Raw genomic sequence first — 19,338 nt, forward strand, 5'->3', positions numbered from 1 at the left:
CGATCAGGTCGGGTTTAGGCCGTTTTCTGTCGCCAACGTCCGGGATCCGGCGATGATCATGCGAACCATCAAGGTGAGCTGACGGACCAGCTCCGGGTCCTTCTCGCGCGGCAGGTCCATGGCCGTGGCGCCCATGGCGAAGACCAGGCGGGTGATCGCCTTGGCCACCAGCGCCGGCTCGCGCAGGACCACGCCCTGCGCGGCGTTGATCTGGATGAGGCTGATGCGCAGCTCCTCTTCGAAGAAGCTGAGCTGCCGGTCCACGGCGTGCTTGAAGGAGTCCGAGCCGGCGGTGCCTTCGCGCAGCAGCACGTGCAGCAGCTGGTCGTCGGCGCGTAGCTGCTCCACGAACGCCTCGACCGCGCCGCGCACCGCGCTGCGGTCCCTGGCCGCGCGCAGGCGGGCCGCGTCGATGATCTTTTGCAGCGACAGGCCGGCCAGGTCGATCAAGGCCACGGCCAGCTCGTCCATGTCCCGGAACTGCCGGTAGAAGCTGTTCGGCGCGATCCCGGCTTCGCGTGCGACCTCGCGCAGGCTCAGCGTGGACACGCTGCGGTGCGGGCCGATCAGCTTCAGCGCCGCGGCCAGCAGGTCCTCGCGCGAGATCGCGCCCTTTCGGGCTGCCGCGTGCTCGGATTCAGCGTGGAACTGGGTCTGTGGGCTCACGAGGGCGTGCACGGCGGCGGATGACTGAACATCATATCGGGGACTCAATATACAGTCGTATAGACATCTGTGCGCTTGTCTGTATAGTGCCAGTCATGAGTGCCGTCGTCCGTCCCCCGAAGCGTCCGCGTGGTCTGCGGCGCCTACTGAATGCTTGTGTCGCCCCGAGCGTGTTCGATTTCTGGGCGTCCCGCCTGGATCGCACCTGGACCTGGGACCGCCCGCTGGCCCGCATCGTCGAGCGTCGCGTCGAATCGCGCGATGCCGTCACCCTCGTGCTCAAGCCCAACCGTCACTGGCGCGGCTTCCACGCGGGCCAGCATCTGAACATCAGCGTCGAGATCGACGGCGTCGCGGTCACGCGCAGCTACAGCCTCAGCGACGCACCGCGCGATGACGGCCGCCTCGCCATCACCGTCAAGCGGATCGAAGGCGGCAAGCTCAGCGTCCATCTGTTCGAACGCGCCGGCGTCGGCGACGTCCTGCGCGTCGGGCCGGCGTTCGGCGAGATGACCTGGCCTCAGGCGAACGAGGCCGGCTGGCTGTTCCTCGCCGCAGGCAGCGGCATCACGCCGCTGATGTCGCTGGTGCGCGAACACGCCCGGCGCGGTATGCCCGCGCCACTGACGCTGCTGTACTGGGCGCGCACGCGCGATGAACTGTGCTTCGCAGACGAACTGCTGGCGCTGGCCGATGCGCACCCGGACTTCGCAGTCCACTGCATCCTCACGCGCGAATCCGACACCGACGGTGCACCGACCGGTCGCCTCGACGTCGCGCAGCTCGCCTCGCTCGTGCCCGACGGGGAGCAGCGCCACGTCTACGCCTGTGGTCCGCGCGGCTTCGTCGAGACCGCGCGCGCGGTGACCGGAACGCAGGCGCGCAGCTTCCATGCCGAGGCGTTCACGCCGCCGCAGGTCTCGCTCGAAGACACCGGCGAAGCGCTCATCACACTGAAACGCAGCGGCCGCACACTCACCGTGCCGCGCGGACAGCCGCTGCTGACGGCGCTGGAGGCACAGGGCCTCAAGCCCGCCTCGGGCTGCCGCATGGGCATTTGCAACACCTGCGCCTGCGGCAAGTCCGCCGGCGTCACGCGCGACCTCAACACCGGCAAGGTCGGCACCGAACCCGTTTCGGCGCTGCGCCTGTGCATCAACGCCGCCGCCGGCGATCTCGAACTCGATCTGTGAGCCCCCCGACATGACGTCCCGCAACCGCGCCCTCAGCCCTGCCGAACTCGACCGCTTCGGCGAAGAGCTCGACGCCCTGCGTGCCCGCACCGTCGCCACGCTCGGCCAGCGCGACGCCAACTACATCCGGCGCATCGTCGCCTGGGTGCGCTGGAGCGAAGTCGCCGGTCGCGGCCTGCTCTACGTCGGCGCATTCTCGCTGCTGTTCGCACCCGCGCTGCTGTGGCCGCTGTGCGTGCTGGGCGCGGTGGTACTGGGCCTGTCGAAGATCCTCGAGAACATGGAGCTGGGCCACAACGTCATCCACGGCCAGTACGACTGGATGCGCGACCCGCACCTGGACGGCCGCAGCTACGAGTGGGACATCGTCGGCACCGCCGAGAACTGGCGCTACACGCACAACTACCGCCACCACACCTACACCAACGTGCGCGGCCTGGATGACGACATCGGCTACGGCCTGCTGCGCATCTTCCCGGAACAGCGCTGGCGCCCGTACTACCTGGCGCAGCCGGTGATCGCGGTGGTGTTCGCGGTGCTGTTCGAGTGGGGCGTGGCGATCCAGAACCTCAAGCTCGGCCGCTGGATCGCCGGCAAGATCACGCACCGCCAGATGTGGCGCAAGTTCGTGCCGGTCGGCCGCAAGATGGGGCGGCAGCTCGTGAAGGACTACGTCGTGTTCCCCGCGCTGGCCGGCCCGTTCTTCCTGCCGGTGCTGCTGGGCAATGTCGTGGCCAACGTGATCCGCAACCTGTGGACCTACACGATCATCTTCTGCGGCCACTTCACCACGGACGCCGAGACGTTCCCGAAGGAATGCATCCGCAACGAATCGCGCGGCCACTGGTACCTGCGCCAGCTGCGCGGCTCGTCGAACATCTCCGGCGGTCGCCTGATCGATGTGCTCTCGGGCAACCTGAGCCACCAGATCGAGCACCATTTCTACCCGGACGTGCCGGCCAACCGTTACGCCGAAGTGGCGCCGACGGTGCGCGAGATCTGCGCGCGCTACGGCCAGCACTACAACACCGGTTCGTTGCCGAAGCAGTTCGGCCAGGTGATCTGGCGGATCGTGCGCCACGCGTTCCCGAGCCGGCCGCGCAAGGCGGCGCCGCTGGTGTTGAATACCGACGCGGCCTGAAGAGCCTGTAGCCCCGGGTAAGGCCGAAGGCCGCACCCGGGGACGCATCACACCTTCACCCCGGGTGCGCTTCGCTTACCCGGGCTACGAAAGCGCACTTAGTTCGACAGCACGCCCTGATCCGCCAGCGCCTTGCACTGCGGATCGCGGCGCAGCTTCGACAGCCACTTGCGGTCTTCCTCTTCGCAGAACGCGCGCAGCTTGGCCTGTTCGGCCTTGAGTTCGGCGGCGCGTCGCGTCGCGTTCGCCTCGTCGGTGCGCGCCTTCTGCCACTGCGCCACCTTCGCGCGGATCTGCGGCATCGCCGCCAGCGCGGCGCGCTCGCCTTCCATGATCGCGTTGTTGCGCTGTTCGAAGTCGGCCGGGCCGATCTCGTTGACGCTCGGGCGGATCACCACGTCCGCACGCGCGAGTTCCTGCGCGCCCAGCCTCTGGCCCATGATCGTGATCGACTGGTTGACGTTGCCCAGCATGCTGCCCGGGTTCTTGCCGCTGGCCTTGCTGGAGATGTCCACGGCGATCACGAGGTCCGCGCCCAGCTGGCGCGCCGCATCCACCGGCACCGGGCTGACGACGCCGCCGTCGACGTAGTGGAACTTGCCGATCGCCACCGGCTCGAACACGCCCGGAATGCTGCTGGACGCGCGCACCGCCTGGCCGGTGTTGCCGCGCACGAACACCGTGCGGTCGCCGGTTTCCAGGTTGGTCGCCACGGCCGCGAACGGCCTGCGCATGCGCTCGATCGTCTTGCCGCCGACCAGCTCGTTGACGTAGTCCTGCAACTTCTGCCCCTTCACAACGCCGCCGGAGAACAGGCTGACGTCACGGATGGACGCCTCGTCCAGCGCGAAGGCCTGCTTCTGCATGGCGAAGGCGTCCATGCCGCTGGCATAGAGCGCACCGACCACGCTGCCGGCGCTGGTGCCGGAGACGACTTCGGGCTGGAAGCCGTTGGCCTCCAGCATCTTGATCACGCCGATGTGCGCGAAGCCTTTCGCCGCGCCTCCGCCCAGCGCGACGCCGATGCGCACCTTCGGTGCCTGCACGGGCGGAGCCGAGAGGGACGGCGGTGGCGTCGGCTTGACTGCTTCACCGCCACACGCGCCCAGCAGGACGGCGAGCGAGGCCAGCAGCACGGGGCGCAGGGAACGGAGCGGGTTCATGGTCACGATGGCGTGGGATGGATGGGCGGTCAGCGGCGCAGGATACACGTGGCACAAGGCGCGATAGCGGGGCGGATTTGGCGGAACGATGGAAGGCTGGGCGAGCATTCATCGCCCGTCCGCCCAAACGTCCTGCCTTGCTTTCAGGGGAGCACTGGCGAGGGGTAGCGAGGCCGCGCAGCGGCGAACGTTCCGGCGCACACGCTCAACGCAATTCCTTGCGCACCACCAGCTTCAACCCCGACCAGACCTCGTCGACCGCGCAGACCTTCACGTCGACGAAGCCCAGCGGCAGCGCCACCTCGCGCACCGTGTCCTCGGTGATGTCGGTGGGGACTTTCGAGGCCTTCTTCGGCCACGACACCCACACGGTCGCGTCCGGCGCAAGCGTGCTCCGGCACTTGCCCAGGGCATCGGCCAGCTCGGCGCGTTCGCGGCAGAACACATGGGCGATGTCGACGCCCTTCGCCAGTCGCGCGACGAAGCGCACGCCCGGCGGCAGGGGATCCAGCAATGCGCGGTAGTGCTCCGGTGCGGCGAGCGTCCACGCGGTCGCGCCATCGCGGAAGCCGAGCTTCTTCGCCAATGGCGTGCCGGAGTAGTCGCTCATCGCACCGTCCTCAGAAGTTGTTGTCGCCGTCCAGGATGCGGCCCAGTCCACCCAGCACCGAACCTTCGCCGCGATTCTGCCCGCCGCCCTGCGGCGCGGCCGCGAGCATGCGCCCGGCCATGCGCGAGAAGGGCAGCGACTGCAGCCACACCTTGCCCGGGCCGGTCAGCGTGGCCAGGAACATGCCCTCGCCGCCGAACAGCATGCTCTTGATGCCGCCCACCGCGCGCACGTCCATCTGCACGGTGTGGTGGTAGGCCATGACGCAGCCGGTGTCCACGTCCAGGCGCTCGCCGGCGCGCAGTTCGCGCTCGATCACGGTGCCGCCGGCGTGCACGAACACCCAGCCGTCGCCTTCCAGCTTCTGCATGATGAAACCCTCGCCGCCGAACAGGCCGGTGAGGATGCGCTTCTGGAAGGCGATGCCCACCGACACGCCGCGCGCGCCGGCCAGGAAGCTGTCCTTCTGACAGATCAGGCGACCGCCGTGTTCGTCCAGCTTCATCGCCAGCACCGTGCCCGGGTACGGCGCGGCGAAGGCCACGCGCGCCTTGCCGGTTCCGGCGTGGGTGAACATCGTGGTGAACAGGCTCTCGCCCGTCAGCACACGCTTGCCGGCGGAGAAGATCTTGTCCATGAGGCCGCCGCCCTGCCCCGTGTGCTGGCCGTTGCCGAACACGGTGTCCATCTGGATGGTCGCGTCCTTGTACATCAGCGCGCCGGCCTCGGCGATCGCGCACTCGCCCGGGTCCAGTTCCACTTCGACGAACTGCATGTCGTTGCCGACGATGCGGAAGTCGATGTCGTCGCTGCGCCGGCCGGCCGCGGACGGCGTCGGCGGTGGCACGTGCGCGGGTTGCACGCCGGTGGCTTCGGCGAATTCGGGCATCGACTTCACCGCCTGCCAGCCCGACAGGCCCTCGCGCCAGCACAGGTCATCAGGATGCCTGCGCGCGTGCGCCTGCGCCGAATCGGCATCGAGCGGACCGACGCGCTGGCTGTTGCCGGCGGAAACGAAGTACCACTGGGTCATGGGGGAAGTCCTGCGGAAGTCGGAAGCGGCGAGTGTAGCGGCGGCGGTTGGCGACGCATGGGCGGGAGGTCACTGGTACGCCGGGAAAACATCGTCTCGAAGGCCGGGACCCAGGCCCGCAACGCGGGGGCACTCCCACGCCGGCAAACGACCTCACCGTCATTCCCGCGAAGCCCAGCTTTCGTTGGAATGACGTGATGTTTCGCGCGCCATCAGCGCGCCAACGACCTACTCGGCCAACGCCGCCAGCGCCGCGTGGCGCGCATGCAGCGCCGTGGTGTCGAACAGCGGAACACTGGCATCGCCCTGCCCCACCAGCAGACCGATCTCGGTACAGCCCAGGATGATCCCCTGCGCACCGCGTTCGACCAGCGCGGCCATGATGCGCCGGTACTGCGCGCGGGATTCTTCGCGGATGGCGCCCTGACACAGCTCGTCGTAGATCACGCGGTGGACGATCTCGCGTTCGTCGGCCTCGGGCACCAGCACCTCCAGCCCGTGCCGTTCGATCAACCGTTTCCGATAGAAATCCTGCTCCATGGTGAAACGCGTGCCCAGCAGGCCGACGCGTTGCAACCCTGCACGCCGGATCTCTTCGCCCGTCGCATCGGCGATGTGCAGCAGCGGCAGGCCGCTGGCGGCTTCCACCGCGTCGGCGACCTTGTGCATCGTGTTCGTGCAGATCACCAGCAGCTGCGCACCGCCGGCCTTCAACGAACGCGCCGCGTCGGCGAGCACCTCGCCCGCTGCATCCCAATCACCGGCATGCTGCAGCTTCTCGATCTGCGCGAAGTCCACGCTGTACAGCAGCAGCCGCGCCGAATGCAGCCCGCCGAGCCGCTCCTTCACCGTCTGATTGATCAAGCGGTAGTACGGCACGGTGGATTCCCAGCTCATGCCGCCGATCAGGCCCAGCATCTTCATCGCGACCTCCTCATCGCATCGCCTCGACCATCGCCTGTTCCAGGCAACGGTCCGGATCGTCGCGGATGGCCTTCAACTCCTGGCGTGACCAGTCGTGATGCATCGTGCCATCCACCATCAGCATCGCACGGTTGATGAAGCGTTCGGCGATGTCGAGCGCGTGCGTAGCCAGCAGCACCGCCGTTCCGTGTTCGCCCGTCAACCGCCGCAGGTGCTCCTTCAACGCGTAGGCGCTGAGTGGGTCCAGACCATTGAGCGGTTCATCCAGGATCAGCAACGGCGGCTCACCGAGCAATCCCAGCACGATGCCGACTTTCTGCCGGGTCCCCAGCGAGCAATGCCCGATCCAGCGGTCGAGCATGGGCGTCAGCGAAAGCGCCTCGCACAAGGCCAACGTCGCCGAAGGAATCCTGGGCAGGTCGCGCGCACCGGCGAACAGCCGCAGGCACTCGCGCACACTGAGCAGCGGTGGAAGGCGGGCCGGATCGATCGACATTCCGAGCAGGCGCTTGGCCGCCACGGGATCGGCGACCAGATCGTGTCCACCGATCCGGACGCGGCCGGAATCGGCTGCGGTCACGCCCGACAGGCACTGCATGAGCGTGGTTTTTCCTGCGCCGTTGGGTCCGATCAGCGCGGCGAACTCGCCCGGCGCCAGGACGAGATCGATGCCGCGCAGGATCGGCTGGCGATGGATGCTGTAGCGCAGGGCCTCGACGTGCAGCGCGCTCATCGGCCTGCGCTCCCGCTGGCATGCCGCAGACGCCACGCGGCGGGAAGGCAGGTCAGCGCCAGCGCGGTCAACCAGCACACCATGCGCATCCAGGAAAATCCCAGCACGAGATTGCCAAGCAAGGCGATCGCCGTTGCGCACGCAAGCGCGATCAACGGATAGCCCACCGCTGCCCTGCGTCCGTCATGCGCCTGGATCGGCGTGGCACGCAGCAGCTGACGCGCCTCGCCGGCTACGTCCAGGCTCATGCGCAATGCGAGACTGGCCCAGAGCCAGGACACGACCATCAACACAGCGCCCGTCGCAAGCTTCAGGCCCAAGCGATCGGGCAGCAGCAGGAACATCGAACCGACGATCCAGAAGTGCCCGCCCTGCCCTCGCCGCCAGCGCAGGACGACGGCACGACGTTGCCATTGCGACACGCCTGCAAGCGACGCGTCTGTCACGAACGCGCGGGTGAACAAAGGCTCGCGGCGACCGGCGTGATGCGTGCGGTCCGTGGCCGGCGGGCGCAACGAACGCCAAAGGCCGATGCCGATACCGGCCGTGAGTCCCGTCATGCTCGGCAACATCGAGCCCGAAACGAAGCGGCTTGCATCGAACCACGCCGCGACCATCACGGCCGACCATGCGCCCAGCCCGATCAGCCCGTATCCGATGGCGACGACGAACAGCGTCATGCGAACGCGCAGCGACGAGATCGGCAGCGCCGCGAACCATCCCGAGCGAAGCTCGCAAGCCAGGAGTGAAAGCCGGCGTGACGCCACGGTCTCGATCACCAGCGCAATGACAATCGCGCTCGTGAAGGGCCATGTGGCGATCAGCCGCAGACATCCGCTCGCGAAGCCCGCAGGCGACGCACCCAGCGCCATCAGCAGCCCGGCGCTGCCCGCGAACGCCGCGGTCCAAATCAACCCGCCTCGCAACGAGGGACGGGACCGCAGCAGCGTCTCGCAGCGCTGCCCGAACCAGGGGTGCAAGGCCGTCAGGCTCAAGCGCAACACCTGGCTCTTTCGATCATCGAGCAGCCGCCTTGCCGAACTTCTCGCCGAAGAAATCGCCCTCGTTCCACACCGGCCGTTGCGGTGCGTCGGCGATGAGCTGGCCGATGCGCGCGTTTAGCTTGGCCAGTCGCGCCGCGTCGGCCCATTGGATCGGCTGGGTGAGATCGTCGCCGGGCTGGTGATAACGATCGCGCAGGAACGCGTCCTGGATCGCCTTCGCATCGCCGTCCACGCCCGTGTAGCCGCCATCGAGGTACACCGCCGGCACACCCGCGCGAATGAAGGCGTACTGATCGCTGCGCACGAACACCACTTCCTCCGGCGACGGATCCGGCGACAGCGACACACCGATCTCCTTCGCCGCCTGCTGCACCAGCGGCTGCAGCGTGGAATGCTCCAGGCCGATCGGCACCACGTCCTTCGTCGGCGCCAGCAGCATCGGCATGTCCATGTTGACGTTGGCGACCAGCGAGCCGGCGGGCACCGTCGGATGGCGCGCGAACCACTCCGCGCCGAGCAGGCCCTTCTCCTCCGCCGTCACCGCGACGAACAGCACCGAGCGCTTCGGCGGCGCCGCATCGTGGGCCAGGCGATTGGCGGCTTCCAGCATCACCGCGATGCCCAGCGCGTTGTCGAGCGCGCCGTTGTAGATCGCATCGCCGTTGACGGGCGCGCCGATGCCGACATGGTCCAGGTGGGCGCTGAAGACGACGTGTTCGTTCTTCAGCGCCGCATCGCTACCGTCGAGGCGGGCGACGACGTTGCGTGAATCCACCGGCGTGATCGCCGTATGCGCGGCCAGGCGGAGCGTCCCGGGAAGGTCGAACGCGCGCAGCTTGCCGTCGCGCAGGTCCTGGAAGAGCTGTTTCGCCATATGCCCGCCCGCGGACAGCATCGCATCGGCCTGTGCGGTGGAGACCGTGGCCGTCACGCGCAGCTGCGGGAACGTGTCGATGCCCTTGCCGTCCTCGCCGCGCAGGCGCATGCCGGGGCGGTCCCAGTTTCCGGCGGTACGCGTCCACGGCGACTGCTTCTGCTCGTCGTCGGTCTGCACCACCACGATGCCGACCGCGCCGCGTCGCACCAACTCCTCCGCCTTGGTGCGCGAGGAAGAATGGAAGGCGCGACGATCGTTGTCGAAGCGCGCCGGCGCGCCGTTGAACATCACGGCGATCTTGCCCTTCACGTCCACGCCGGCGAAATCGTCGTGCTGCAGTTCCGGCGCGTGCACGCCCTGCCCCACGAACACCGCCGGCGCTTCCACGCTCGCCTGCGCTTCGTTGAAGTTGATGCCGGGAAGGAAGTCGTCGCGGAAGGCCAACGCCCGCTCGCGGCCGTCGCGCACGATCACCAGTGCGTTGCCGTCGGCCTGGCGCACGCCGCGCAGCATCGGCACGCGCTGGAAGAAGCTTGCGTCATCGCCCGCGGGTGCCAGCCCGATCGCGCGGAAACGCTGAGCGACGTAGAGCGAGGCCAGGTCGTACCCGCGCGTGCCGGCCTCGCGGCCCTCGAGCAGGTCGTCGGCGAGGAAGCGCACATCGGCCTCGATGCGGCGCGCGTCGGCGCTGGCGGAGGCGTCGTAAGTCTCTTTCACCGGCGCATTGGCCGGTGCGGTGGACGCTTGCTCGCGCTGGCATGCCGCGAGGACGAGGGCGAGGCTGATCAGCGTGAGGCGGCGCATGGAACGACCCGGTGTCTGGTTAGCGGCGACGCTAACATCCCGCACCTCCCATGCCAGTGCCTCAAGGCACCCGCCATCACTCGGGAAGGAAGAATCCCAACAGGCAGAGGATCCAGAACAGCGCCCCGATGACCAGCCAGATCCAGTTGGCCCAGGTCAGGTGCTGGTTCGACTCGCCCTCGGGGTCGCCGCAAGCGAGGTTGGCGGCCTTCTGGATCCGCACTCCCGTCACCGCCAGCACGGGCACCAGCGCCATCCCGATCAGGTCCGTGATCGGCGAACCGATCTCCCGGAATGCCAGGCGGTCGAAGATGTTCATCGTGACGGCCAGGGCGACATACACGGTCGCCACGCCCGAAGCAGACCACGGGTAGGGCCGGTCATCGCGTCGCAGGCGGTTGTCGATCTGCCGGGTCAGGGCATGGGTGAAGAAGATGCTGAAGGCGGCGCGCGCGATCGGCAGCATCTTCTGACGGTTCACCGTACGGAACCGCGCCCAGTGCATGTAGAACCAGTAGAGCTGGTACATGCCGAGCGTTGTCACGAACAGCAGCAGGAACTTCCTGGGGCTGACGACGAAGAATTCGTTGCCTTGCGTCGCAAGCGGGGCCGGATCGATGAGCGGCGCGGCGGGCGGCGCGTAGAGGTTCTCGCTCATGCACAAGCACGGGGGGCAGGAAGGGAATGCGCAATCTAGCGACGCCCCCCTGGGGAAACCCTAGGACTTGTCCGAAAGTCGCCTCACCACGCCACGGGTTGTCGACGGACGGTGCCACAGCACGGGGACGTCATCCGGCCGGGGCGGCTCCAGCTCATCCGACAACGGCGCGATCGTGCCCTCCTCCTCGTCCTCCCAGCTGTACCGCTTGCGCGGCGCCAGCGGGTCGGTGCGGCGCAGCAGCCACGCGGCGAAGACGCCCGCGACCGCGCCGCCCAGGTGCGCCTGCCAGGACACGCCCGGCTCGCGCGGCAGGATCGTCAGCAGCATGCCGCCGTAGAACATGAAGGCGAGCATCGCGGCTGCGATCGAGGCGCGGTCGCGGCGCAGCAGGCCGAGCACGAACACCAGGAACATCAGGCCGTGGGTCAGGCCGCTCGCGCCCAGGTGGCGGGTGCCGGGATCGCCCAGCAGCCACGCGCCCAGGCCCGAGCCCAGCCACAGCAGCGGCAGCGCGCGGATCGTGGCCTTCGGGTACAGGCCGCCGGCCAGCGTGCCCAGCATCAGCAAGGCGCTCGCGTTCGCGGCGACGTGCTCGAAGGAGCCGTGCAGCAGCGGCGCGGTGAGGATGCCCAGAAGCCCCTCGACCGACCACGGCTGCACCGTCCAGGCGGCCACGTCGAACAGCCCCTGCGCGGTGAAGACCGCGAACAGCAGCAGGACGAAGCCCAGGCTGAGGTTGAAGGCGCGCAGCCAGCGGCGCTTGTCGGCCTTTCGCTGCTCGGGCGTGTCGGGGAGGGCTTCGGGCGTGGGCAGGTGCATACCGAGCACATTGCGACCGCCGGGCGTGAATGCAAGCCGGCCAGGACGGGCCGATTCGTCCCGTCGACGGGTCGATGCGGCCGGATGCGACGGCGCGCACGTAAAATGCCCGGATGAACGCCGAACTCCCCACCGTACGCCTCAAGAACGCCTGGAAATCCACCCACCCCTGGATCTTCCAGCGCCTCGTCGACAAGCCCGCCCAGCGGCCCAAGCCCGGCGCCATCGTCGATGTCGTGGGCGTAGAGGGCGACTGGATCGGCCGCGGCTTCTACAACGGCCACTCGCGCATCGCCGTGCGCATCCTGGAAGCGAACCCGGACGTCGAGGTCGACGCCGGCTGGTTCGCCCGCAAGATCGCCGCGGCCGTCTCGCTGCGCCGCGACGTGCTCAAGCTCGACGAGGTGAGCGACGCCTGGCGCGTGGTGCACAGCGAGGGCGACGGGCTCTCCGGTCTGGTCGTGGACCGCTACGGCGACCTGCTGGTGGTGGAGTTCTTCAGCGCCGGCATGTTCCGCCATCGCGAGTGGATCTACGAGGCGCTCAAGGCGCAGTTCCCCGGCTGCCGCTTCTACAGCTTTGCCGACGAGCACGTGCAGAAGCAGGAATCCTTCGACTTCCGCGGCAGCGAAGCCGTACCGCCGGCGGTCATCACCGAATACGGCATCAAGTTCCGCGCCGACCCGGCCGGCGCGCACAAGACCGGTTTCTTCGCCGACCAGCGCGAGAACCGCGAGTGGCTGTCGCAGCAGGTGAAGGACAAGACCGTGCTCGACCTGTGCTGCAACACCGGCGGTTTCGCGGTGTACTCGGCCGTGCGTGGCGCCTCCGAAGTGACCGGCGTGGACATCGACGCCGACGTGATCGAAATCGCCAAGGGCAACGCCAAGCTCAACAACGTGCGCCCGCGCTTCGTGCAGGCCGACATCTTCCCGTGGCTGCGCGACGCCGGCATCCGCGGCGACCAGTACGACGTGGTCATCCTCGACCCGGCCAAGATGACGCGCGACCGCGAGCAGGTCATTCCCGCGCTGAAGAAGTACCTGGACATGAACAAGCTGGCGCTGGGCGTGGTGAAGCCGGGCGGCCTGTTCGCGACGTTCTCGTGCACCGGCCTGGTCGCCGAGGACCAGTTCCTCGACATGCTGCGTCGCGCCGCGTTCTATTCCGGGCGCACGGTGCAGGTGCTCAAGGTCGCGGGCGCCGGTGCGGACCACCCGTGGCTCGCGCAGGTGCAGGAATCGCGCTACCTCAAGGCGGTGTTCTGCCGCGTGGTGGACTGACGCGGCTTCGCTACGCGTGGCGCGTCTCACCCATTGAGACGCGCACCGATACACTGGACCCTGTATCGAACCGCACGAGGCCAACCTTCCATGGACACGCTGATCTACGCGGCGGGCGCCGTCATCGTGCTCATGCTGGCCTACGTGGCCTGGCAGCTGACGCGGCTCTCGCGCGGCCAGGGCGATAGCGCGAACGCCGCGGAGCTGTCCGCGCTGCGCGAAGCCGAGCGCGCCAAGGCGATCGAACTGTCCGCGCTGACCGTGCGGCTGGCCGAGCGCGACGCCGACCTGGCGTCGCGCGAGCGCGATCTCTCGCGACTGGCGCAGGAGTGCGGCGAAGCACAGGCCCGCGCGGAGCGGCACGGCACGGCGGCGGCGGAACTCAACGCCAACCTGCGCGCCCGCGACACTGAGCTGGCCGACCTGCGCGCCCGCCTGGACGCCGAGCGCGGTGAACTGTCGCAATTGCGCGCCGAACTGGCACTGCAACGCGAGCGCTCCGCGCAGACCGAAGCCAACCTCGCCCATGCCGAGCAGGCCAAGGCCGAGATCAAGGGCTTCCTCGAATCCGCGCAGACGAAGCTGTCGGCCACCTTCGCCGAACTGGCCGGCAAGACCTTCGAGGAACGTGGCGCCCAGTTCGAGAACAACGTGCGCACCGCCACGCAGCAGTCGCGCACCGACTTCGAGACGCTGCTCAAGCCCTTCGCCAACCAGCTCAACGAATTCCGCACGCGCGTGGACACCGTCTACGGCGAGGAAGCCAAGGAGCGCGCCTCGCTTGCCGGCGCGGTCAACGAGCTCAAGACGCTCAACCAGGGCATGGCGGCGCAGGCGTCGGCGCTGACGCGCGCGCTCAAGGGCAGCGCCAAGGTGCGCGGCGACTGGGGCGAGCTGATGCTGGAAAGCGTGCTGCGCAGTTCCGGGCTGGAAGACGGCACGCATTACGATCGCCAGGCCTCCAGCGAGGACGACGAAGGCCGTCGCCTGCGTCCGGACGTGGTCGTGCGCCTGCCCGGCGACCGCCGCATCGTGGTCGACAGCAAGGTCAACCTCATCGACTGGGAGCAGGCGATGAACGCGCAGACCCCGGAAGAGCACGAGGACGCGCTGCGGCGCCACGCGGTCGCGCTGCGCCAGCACATGAAGGACCTGGCCGACAAGAACTACCCCAAGGCCGTCGGCGATTCGGCGCTGGAAGTCACCGTCGCCTTCGTGCCGATCGAAGGCGCGCTGTCGGCCGCGCTGGGCACCGATCCTGCGCTGCAGACGGACGCGTTCGCGCGCGGCATCGTGTTCGCCTCGCCCAATACGTTGATGGCGGTGCTGCGCGTGATCGAGCGCCTGTGGACGCGCGACAAGATCCAGCGCCAGGCCATCGACATCAGCGACGCTGGCGGCCGCGTGCTCGACGCGTTGCAGAACTTCCTGACGGAGTTCGACCAGGTGGGCCGCAAGCTCAACGAAGCCAACACCTCCTTCGTCAACGCGCGCAACAAGCTGTCGGAATCGACGCATGCGGTGATCCCGCGCGCGCGCCGACTCGTCGAGCTTGGCGTGAAGGGGAAGAAGGCGTTGTCGGCCGAACTGGCGCCGGACGAACAGGTGCTTCCGCTGACGCTGGAGCGGTCGGGATCGGGCGATTGAGGCGCGGCATCCGTCTGCGCCCTGCCCTTCCCGTCATTCCGTACAGAAGTCCGAAAGCGTGACGGCCTGGATCCCGGCCTTCGCGGGATGACGGTAGGTGCGGTGACGGTAGATGGAATGACGGTGTAAGCGAGCCGCCGCGGCCGCGCTGCACAAGCCCGTCCTCAAGAGAAAAGCCCCGGCGTTTCCACCGGGGCTTTCGCATTTCATCGCGACAGTAAGGGCCGCACTCAGCTGCCGTCCGTCGGCATCACCGGCATCGCATCCACCGGCACCTGCGGGTTGGTGTCGTCGCGCAGGTAATCCGGCAGCGACTGGTCTTCATCGCGCATGCGGTCGCCGAAGATCTGGTAGTTGCGGCGCTGGATCCACGCATCGCGCACCAGCGTGTAGTCGTCTTCGGCGCCTTCGCGGAAGCTGTCGGTCGCCAGCAGCTGCGCGCGCACGTCCACCAGCTGCAGGCCCTGCAGCGGGATGCGCACGCGGTCGGCCTCGACCTGGCGCAGCGGGCTCAGCGGCGCGTCGCCGACCATGCCGAAGCTGTCGCGCAGCGTGCGGGGGCCGAACAGCGGCAGTTCGACGAAGCGCGAGTTCTTCCAGCCCCAGATGCCCAGCGTCTGGCCGAAATCCTCGCTCTTGTTGGGCAGCTTGGCGTCCGACGCCGGGTCGAAGATGCCGCCGATGCCCAGCGTCGAGTTGAGCAGGAAACGCCCCAGCGACTGCCCCGCCTGCTTCGGCTTGCCCTGCAACAGCGCGTTGATCGCCGACACCGGCTGGCCGAGGTTGTTGAAGAAGTTGCTGACGCCCAGGCGGAACGGGCGCGGCACCACTTTCACGTAGCCGCGCGCGAGCGGACGCGCGACGGTGCGGTCGACCGCATTGTTGAACTTGTGCATGCCGCGGTTGTAGCGCTCCCACGGGTCGTAGACCGCAGGCGGCGCCATCGGCGTGGGCAGGTTCGGATCGCCGTACTGGCCGTAGATGTCGTCGAAGTCGCGCTCGGCCTGGGTCGGTTCGCCCTGCACGTCGGCGCCCGGTTCGGGCACATCGACGGGCGTGGGCGGGATGTCGGTCGGCACCGGTGCATCGGGCGGCGTCACCTGCTCCGTCGGCGGCGTCGTGGCCGGCTCGGTCGGCGGGACCGGAGGCGGCACGGGTTCGGACGGCGGCGGCACGGCCGGCGTGGCGGGCGGCTGCGTTTCATCCGTCGGCGGTGGCGTCGGCGTCGCCGGCGGCTGGGCCTCGGCCGGCGGTCGGCCGGTCTCGCCGTCGATGGTTGCGGCCACGCACTTGCGCGCGGCCGCGGCGTCGGTGCCGGCGGCCTTCATGCAGCGATCGAATTCCTCGCTCTGCGCGCCGGACAGCGGACGGGTAATGATCTGCGCCTGGCCGAGCAGCGGCGCGGCGGCGAGCACGAATGCGATGAGGGGTGCGTGGGGGCGCATGGGTCGCAGTGTAAAGGCTCGGGAAATGCTCGGCCGGCCGGGCCCGCGGCCACGACCGGAACGGAGTGTCGCGGCTCAGCCGGCGAAGGCGAGCGTGGAATCCAGGCGGTACGCGCTGCGCAGTTCGGACAGACCGGGCGGCGAACCGACGACTTCGACGATCCCCAGGCGCGCGCTGAGCTCGGCTAGCAGCGCCAGTCCCGCGCTGTCGACCGATTCCACGGCGCTCAGGTCGAGCCGTCGCGCCTTCGCCGCGCGCAGCTGCGACCACAACGAGGCAACGGCGGCGCGCTCGAGCACGCCGCCGAAGGCGAGGGTGTCACCGTCCTGGCGGACCGTCGCAGCGGCCATGGTCAGTTGCTGGCCGCCTGTGCCTGCAGCTTGCCGGCCTTGATGTCGGCGGCGACCTGCGGGATCGACTTCTGCTTCAGCGGCGCGTCGAACTGGTTGCGGAAGGTCTGCACGAAGCTGACGCCTTCCACCATCACGTCGAACACCTTCCACTGCGTGCCGACCTTGCGCATGAGGTAGTCCACCGGCACGGCTTCGTTGCCCTGGCGCAGGTACTCGCTGGACACCTTGACGATGGCGCCGCCGCGCAGCGGGGTTTCCGACTTCACGCGCACCTTGAGCTTGGTGTTGAGGTCCAGCAGCGAGGAGCCGTAACGCTGCATCAGGCTGTCGGCCAGCGCGTCGGCGAACACCTTCACTTCGGCGTCGGACGCGCCGCGGCCGTGCACGCCCAGCACCAGGCGGGCGGAGTAGTCGCGGTCGAACATCGCGTTGAACTCGCTGGCGATGAAGTCACGCAGGGCGGCGCGGTTCTGGGTGAACTCGGCGCGGCGCGATTCCAGCGTCGCCAGGATGCGGGTCGAATTGCTCAGCACCAGCTGGCTCGGCGAGCCGGCCGGGGCGGCGCTCGCGGCGGCCGGGGCCGCCGCGTCGGCGGCCTGGGCCAGCACGGCGCCCGGCGCGGCGACGGCCAGGGCGGCGGCAATGAAAACGGTCAAGGAGCGGTGGGGGATGCGCTTCATGGGGTCTTGGTCTCTTCCTTGGGGGCGGCTTCGCCCTGGAGGTAATCGGGAACGCCGGCGTTCGGGTCCGGAGCCTGGCCGGCATTGTCGGCAGGCTTCGCGCCACCGCCGCTGAACATGTACTTGCCCACCAGCTGGATCAGGTCCACCGCCGATTGGGTCAGGTAGAGCTCGTCGCCGGGCTTCAGGTTCTCGGGATCGCCACCCGGCGCCAGGTTCACGTAGCTCTCGCCCAGCAGGCCGCTGGTGAGGATGCTGGCGGCGGTGTCGGCCGGCAGCTTGTCGTAGCGCTTGTTGATCGCCAGGGTGACAACGGTGTCGAACTTGACGGGATCGACGTCGATCTTGGCGACATGTCCTATCGCCACGCCGCCGATCTTGATCGGCGCGTTGGGCCGCAGGGCGCCGATGGTCGAGAAGCGGGCCGTCACCTCGTAGGTGTCGCCGCCCACGCCCCAGCGGCCATTGGTCGAGGCCAGCGCCAGGACCAGCAGCGAGGCCAGGGCCAGCAGCAGGAAGGCGCCAACGGCGAATTCGATTCTTGGGGCTCGGACGGTCATGGCGGGATTCGGGATTCGGGATTGGGGATTCGCAAGAGCGAGGGTGACGGACCAGGCTGGAGCGGGCTTCTACGAATCCCGAATCTCCAATCCCGAATCCCGGCTACTGGAACAGGAAGGCCGACATCACGAAATTGAACATCAGGACCAGCAGCGAGGCATTCACCACGGCGCGGGTCGTGGCCACCGAGGTGCCCTCGATGGTCGGCTCCGCGTGGTAGCCCACGTAGGCCGCGACCAGCGCCGAGATGCCGCCGAACACCGCCGCCTTCACGAAGGCCATGACGAAGTCGTCGGCGAAGTCGACGCTGTCCTTGAGCACCTGCCAGAAAGTGCCGTTGTCCAGGCCGATCACGTGGACCGACTCGAAGTAGCTGGCAGCGATGGCAAAGCTGATGAAGAACGCGGTGAGCAGCGGCACGGAAATCACCGCCGCCCAGAAGCGCGGCGCCACGGCCTTGCCGACCGGGTCGATGGCCATCAGGCCGAGCGCGGTGATCTGGTCGGTGGCGCGCATCAGGCCCAGTTCGGCGGCGATCGAGCTGCCCGCGCGGCCGACGAAGAGCAGGGCGGTCAGCACGGGGCCCAGTTCGCGGTACAGGCCCAGGCCGAGCAGGGCGCTGACCTGGGCGGTGGCGCCGTAGGTCTCGAGCGCGCGATAGCCCAACAGCGTCACCGAAAGGCCGACGAACGCGCCGCCAACGGCGATGATCGGCAGCGAACGTGCGCCGATCTTGTAAATCTCGCGAATCAGCTCGCGCCAAAAGTCGGCGGTCGGCTTGGACGCCCGCAGCACGGACAGCGAGAACAGCCCGGCCCGACCCAGGGAGCGGGTGGCGGCGACGAAGGGCATCAGGCGGCCTCCGAGTTGCGCGGCGCGGCGTCGAAGGCGATCGGGCCGTCGGGCTCGCCGTTGAGGAACTGGCGCACGAACGGGTCGTCGCTGCCCTGCAGCTGGTCCGGCGTGCCGGAAAAGACGATCCCGCCGTTGGCGATCACGATGGCGTGGTCGGCGACAGGCAGGGTCTCGTGCACGTGATGGGTGACCACGATGCTGGTCAGGCCCAGGGTGTCGTTGAGGCGCCGGACCAGCTCCATCACCACGCCCGAGGCGATCGGATCCAGGCCGGTCAGCGGTTCGTCGTAGATCATCAGCGGCGGATCCAGCGCCAGCGCGCGGGCCAGCGCGACGCGACGCGCCATGCCGCCGGAGAGCTCGCGCGGGAACGAATCGGCCACCGCGCGCAGGCCCACCGCATGCAGCTTCATCAGCACCAGCTGGCGGATCACCGCGTCGGGCAGCTTGGTGTGCGCGCGCAGGGGCAGGGCCACGTTCTCGGCGGCGGTGAGGTCGGTCAGCAGGCCGTTGCCCTGCAGCAGCACGCCGATGCCCTTGCGCAGCTCGAGCAGCGCGCGACGGCCCTGCGGCACGGGCTGGCCGAAGACTTCGACCGAGCCGGACGTGGGTTCGAGTTCGCCGGTCAGCGCAGCCAGCAGCGTGGACTTGCCGCTGCCCGAGGGGCCCAGCACCGCGACGATGCTGCCGCGCGGCACGTCCAGCGTGATGTCGCGCAGCACGGTGCGTCCGCCGCGATCGAGGCGGAGCTGGCGAAGACTGACGATGGGGGTTTCGTTCGTCATGCGCGGGGCGTGTTCGGCCGGCTGCCGTGAAGCCTGGCAGGATGGCCGGTTAGGGCTGAATGGGAACCGGAAGACCGGCATTGTCGCAGGTTCGCTGCAC

20 protein-coding genes are annotated in these 19,338 nt (G+C 68.7%); 4 read left to right on the forward strand and 16 right to left on the reverse strand.

The genetic code is table 11. The features are described from left to right. Window positions 1-3: 3 nt before the first annotated feature. Complete coding sequence (gene fabR, locus AAFF32_RS03685; RefSeq protein WP_216964860.1) at window positions 4-666, reverse strand: HTH-type transcriptional repressor FabR; 663 nt, start codon at window positions 664-666, stop codon at window positions 4-6. Window positions 667-836: 170 nt separating this feature from the next. Between fabR and AAFF32_RS03690 the strand changes: the two genes are divergently transcribed. Continuing rightward, window positions 837-1,859 (forward strand): ferredoxin reductase, encoded by a 1,023-nt coding sequence (locus AAFF32_RS03690; protein ID WP_342316521.1) that lies wholly within the window; start codon window positions 837-839, stop codon window positions 1,857-1,859. 10 nt (window positions 1,860-1,869) lie between these two features. Then, window positions 1,870-3,000 carry an acyl-CoA desaturase gene (locus tag AAFF32_RS03695; protein ID WP_342316522.1) on the forward strand — a complete coding sequence of 377 codons (1,131 nt, stop codon included), beginning with the start codon at window positions 1,870-1,872 and terminating at the stop codon, window positions 2,998-3,000. A gap of 98 nt (window positions 3,001-3,098) precedes the next feature. Here AAFF32_RS03695 and AAFF32_RS03700 read toward each other — a convergent pair whose 3' ends face one another. From AAFF32_RS03700 to AAFF32_RS03740, 9 genes are all read right to left on the reverse strand, one after another. After that, entirely contained in the window at window positions 3,099-4,163 is a 1,065-nt protein-coding gene (locus AAFF32_RS03700; protein WP_216964854.1) for a patatin-like phospholipase family protein, read from the reverse strand. A gap of 205 nt (window positions 4,164-4,368) precedes the next feature. Next, complete coding sequence (locus tag AAFF32_RS03705) at window positions 4,369-4,773, reverse strand: DUF3052 family protein (RefSeq protein WP_342316523.1); 405 nt, start codon at window positions 4,771-4,773, stop codon at window positions 4,369-4,371. Window positions 4,774-4,783: 10 nt separating this feature from the next. Continuing rightward, the gene (locus AAFF32_RS03710) at window positions 4,784-5,806 is read right to left on the reverse strand and encodes a TIGR00266 family protein (protein WP_216964849.1); all 1,023 of its coding nucleotides are present in this window, start codon (window positions 5,804-5,806) and stop codon (window positions 4,784-4,786) included. A 228-nt stretch (window positions 5,807-6,034) separates the two neighbouring features. Further along, window positions 6,035-6,730, reverse strand: coding sequence for an aspartate/glutamate racemase family protein (locus tag AAFF32_RS03715; RefSeq protein ID WP_342316524.1), 696 nt, complete (start codon window positions 6,728-6,730; stop codon window positions 6,035-6,037). A gap of 10 nt (window positions 6,731-6,740) precedes the next feature. Beyond that, window positions 6,741-7,463 (reverse strand): ABC transporter ATP-binding protein, encoded by a 723-nt coding sequence (locus AAFF32_RS03720; RefSeq protein WP_342316525.1) that lies wholly within the window; start codon window positions 7,461-7,463, stop codon window positions 6,741-6,743. Continuing rightward, on the reverse strand, window positions 7,460-8,458 hold the full coding sequence (locus AAFF32_RS03725; protein ID WP_342316526.1) for a hypothetical protein: 999 nt from the start codon (window positions 8,456-8,458) through the stop codon (window positions 7,460-7,462). Before AAFF32_RS03725 ends, AAFF32_RS03720 begins: the two co-directional genes overlap by 4 nt. A gap of 22 nt (window positions 8,459-8,480) precedes the next feature. After that, a complete protein-coding gene (locus tag AAFF32_RS03730) occupies window positions 8,481-10,148 on the reverse strand; it encodes a M28 family metallopeptidase (protein ID WP_216964842.1) in 1,668 nt (555 codons plus the stop codon). A 76-nt stretch (window positions 10,149-10,224) separates the two neighbouring features. Next, window positions 10,225-10,806, reverse strand: coding sequence for a hypothetical protein (locus tag AAFF32_RS03735; RefSeq protein ID WP_342316527.1), 582 nt, complete (start codon window positions 10,804-10,806; stop codon window positions 10,225-10,227). 60 nt (window positions 10,807-10,866) lie between these two features. After that, complete coding sequence (locus AAFF32_RS03740) at window positions 10,867-11,628, reverse strand: rhomboid family intramembrane serine protease (RefSeq protein WP_342316528.1); 762 nt, start codon at window positions 11,626-11,628, stop codon at window positions 10,867-10,869. Window positions 11,629-11,741: 113 nt separating this feature from the next. On the opposite strand from AAFF32_RS03740, the gene AAFF32_RS03745 reads away from it, so the two are divergent. Continuing rightward, a complete protein-coding gene (locus AAFF32_RS03745) occupies window positions 11,742-12,911 on the forward strand; it encodes a class I SAM-dependent rRNA methyltransferase (protein WP_216964836.1) in 1,170 nt (389 codons plus the stop codon). Between the two features lie 90 nt (window positions 12,912-13,001). Continuing rightward, window positions 13,002-14,558, forward strand: coding sequence for a DNA recombination protein RmuC (gene rmuC, locus AAFF32_RS03750; protein ID WP_342316530.1), 1,557 nt, complete (start codon window positions 13,002-13,004; stop codon window positions 14,556-14,558). 230 nt (window positions 14,559-14,788) lie between these two features. On the opposite strand, the gene AAFF32_RS03755 is transcribed toward rmuC, so the two are convergent. The 6 genes from AAFF32_RS03755 to AAFF32_RS03780 all read right to left on the reverse strand — a co-directional run bounded on the left by AAFF32_RS03755 (window position 14,789) and on the right by AAFF32_RS03780 (window position 19,238). After that, window positions 14,789-16,003 carry a VacJ family lipoprotein gene (locus AAFF32_RS03755; protein WP_342316532.1) on the reverse strand — a complete coding sequence of 405 codons (1,215 nt, stop codon included), beginning with the start codon at window positions 16,001-16,003 and terminating at the stop codon, window positions 14,789-14,791. A gap of 75 nt (window positions 16,004-16,078) precedes the next feature. Beyond that, window positions 16,079-16,354 (reverse strand): STAS domain-containing protein, encoded by a 276-nt coding sequence (locus tag AAFF32_RS03760; protein ID WP_216964832.1) that lies wholly within the window; start codon window positions 16,352-16,354, stop codon window positions 16,079-16,081. 2 nt (window positions 16,355-16,356) lie between these two features. Next, on the reverse strand, window positions 16,357-17,037 hold the full coding sequence (locus tag AAFF32_RS03765) for an ABC transporter substrate-binding protein (protein WP_342316533.1): 681 nt from the start codon (window positions 17,035-17,037) through the stop codon (window positions 16,357-16,359). Beyond that, window positions 17,034-17,597, reverse strand: a complete 564-nt coding sequence (gene mlaD, locus AAFF32_RS03770) for an outer membrane lipid asymmetry maintenance protein MlaD (RefSeq protein WP_216964827.1) — start codon at window positions 17,595-17,597, stop codon at window positions 17,034-17,036. The genes AAFF32_RS03765 and mlaD overlap by 4 nt, the downstream gene beginning before the upstream one ends. Window positions 17,598-17,700: 103 nt before the next feature. Continuing rightward, complete coding sequence (locus AAFF32_RS03775) at window positions 17,701-18,450, reverse strand: MlaE family lipid ABC transporter permease subunit (protein WP_342316535.1); 750 nt, start codon at window positions 18,448-18,450, stop codon at window positions 17,701-17,703. Further along, window positions 18,450-19,238 carry an ABC transporter ATP-binding protein gene (locus tag AAFF32_RS03780; protein WP_216964824.1) on the reverse strand — a complete coding sequence of 263 codons (789 nt, stop codon included), beginning with the start codon at window positions 19,236-19,238 and terminating at the stop codon, window positions 18,450-18,452. Before AAFF32_RS03780 ends, AAFF32_RS03775 begins: the two co-directional genes overlap by 1 nt. Between the last annotated feature and the right edge of the window lie 100 nt (window positions 19,239-19,338).

Origin of the sequence: Lysobacter sp. FW306-1B-D06B (assembly GCF_038446665.1) — a bacterium.
Lineage (GTDB): Bacteria > Pseudomonadota > Gammaproteobacteria > Xanthomonadales > Xanthomonadaceae > Lysobacter_J.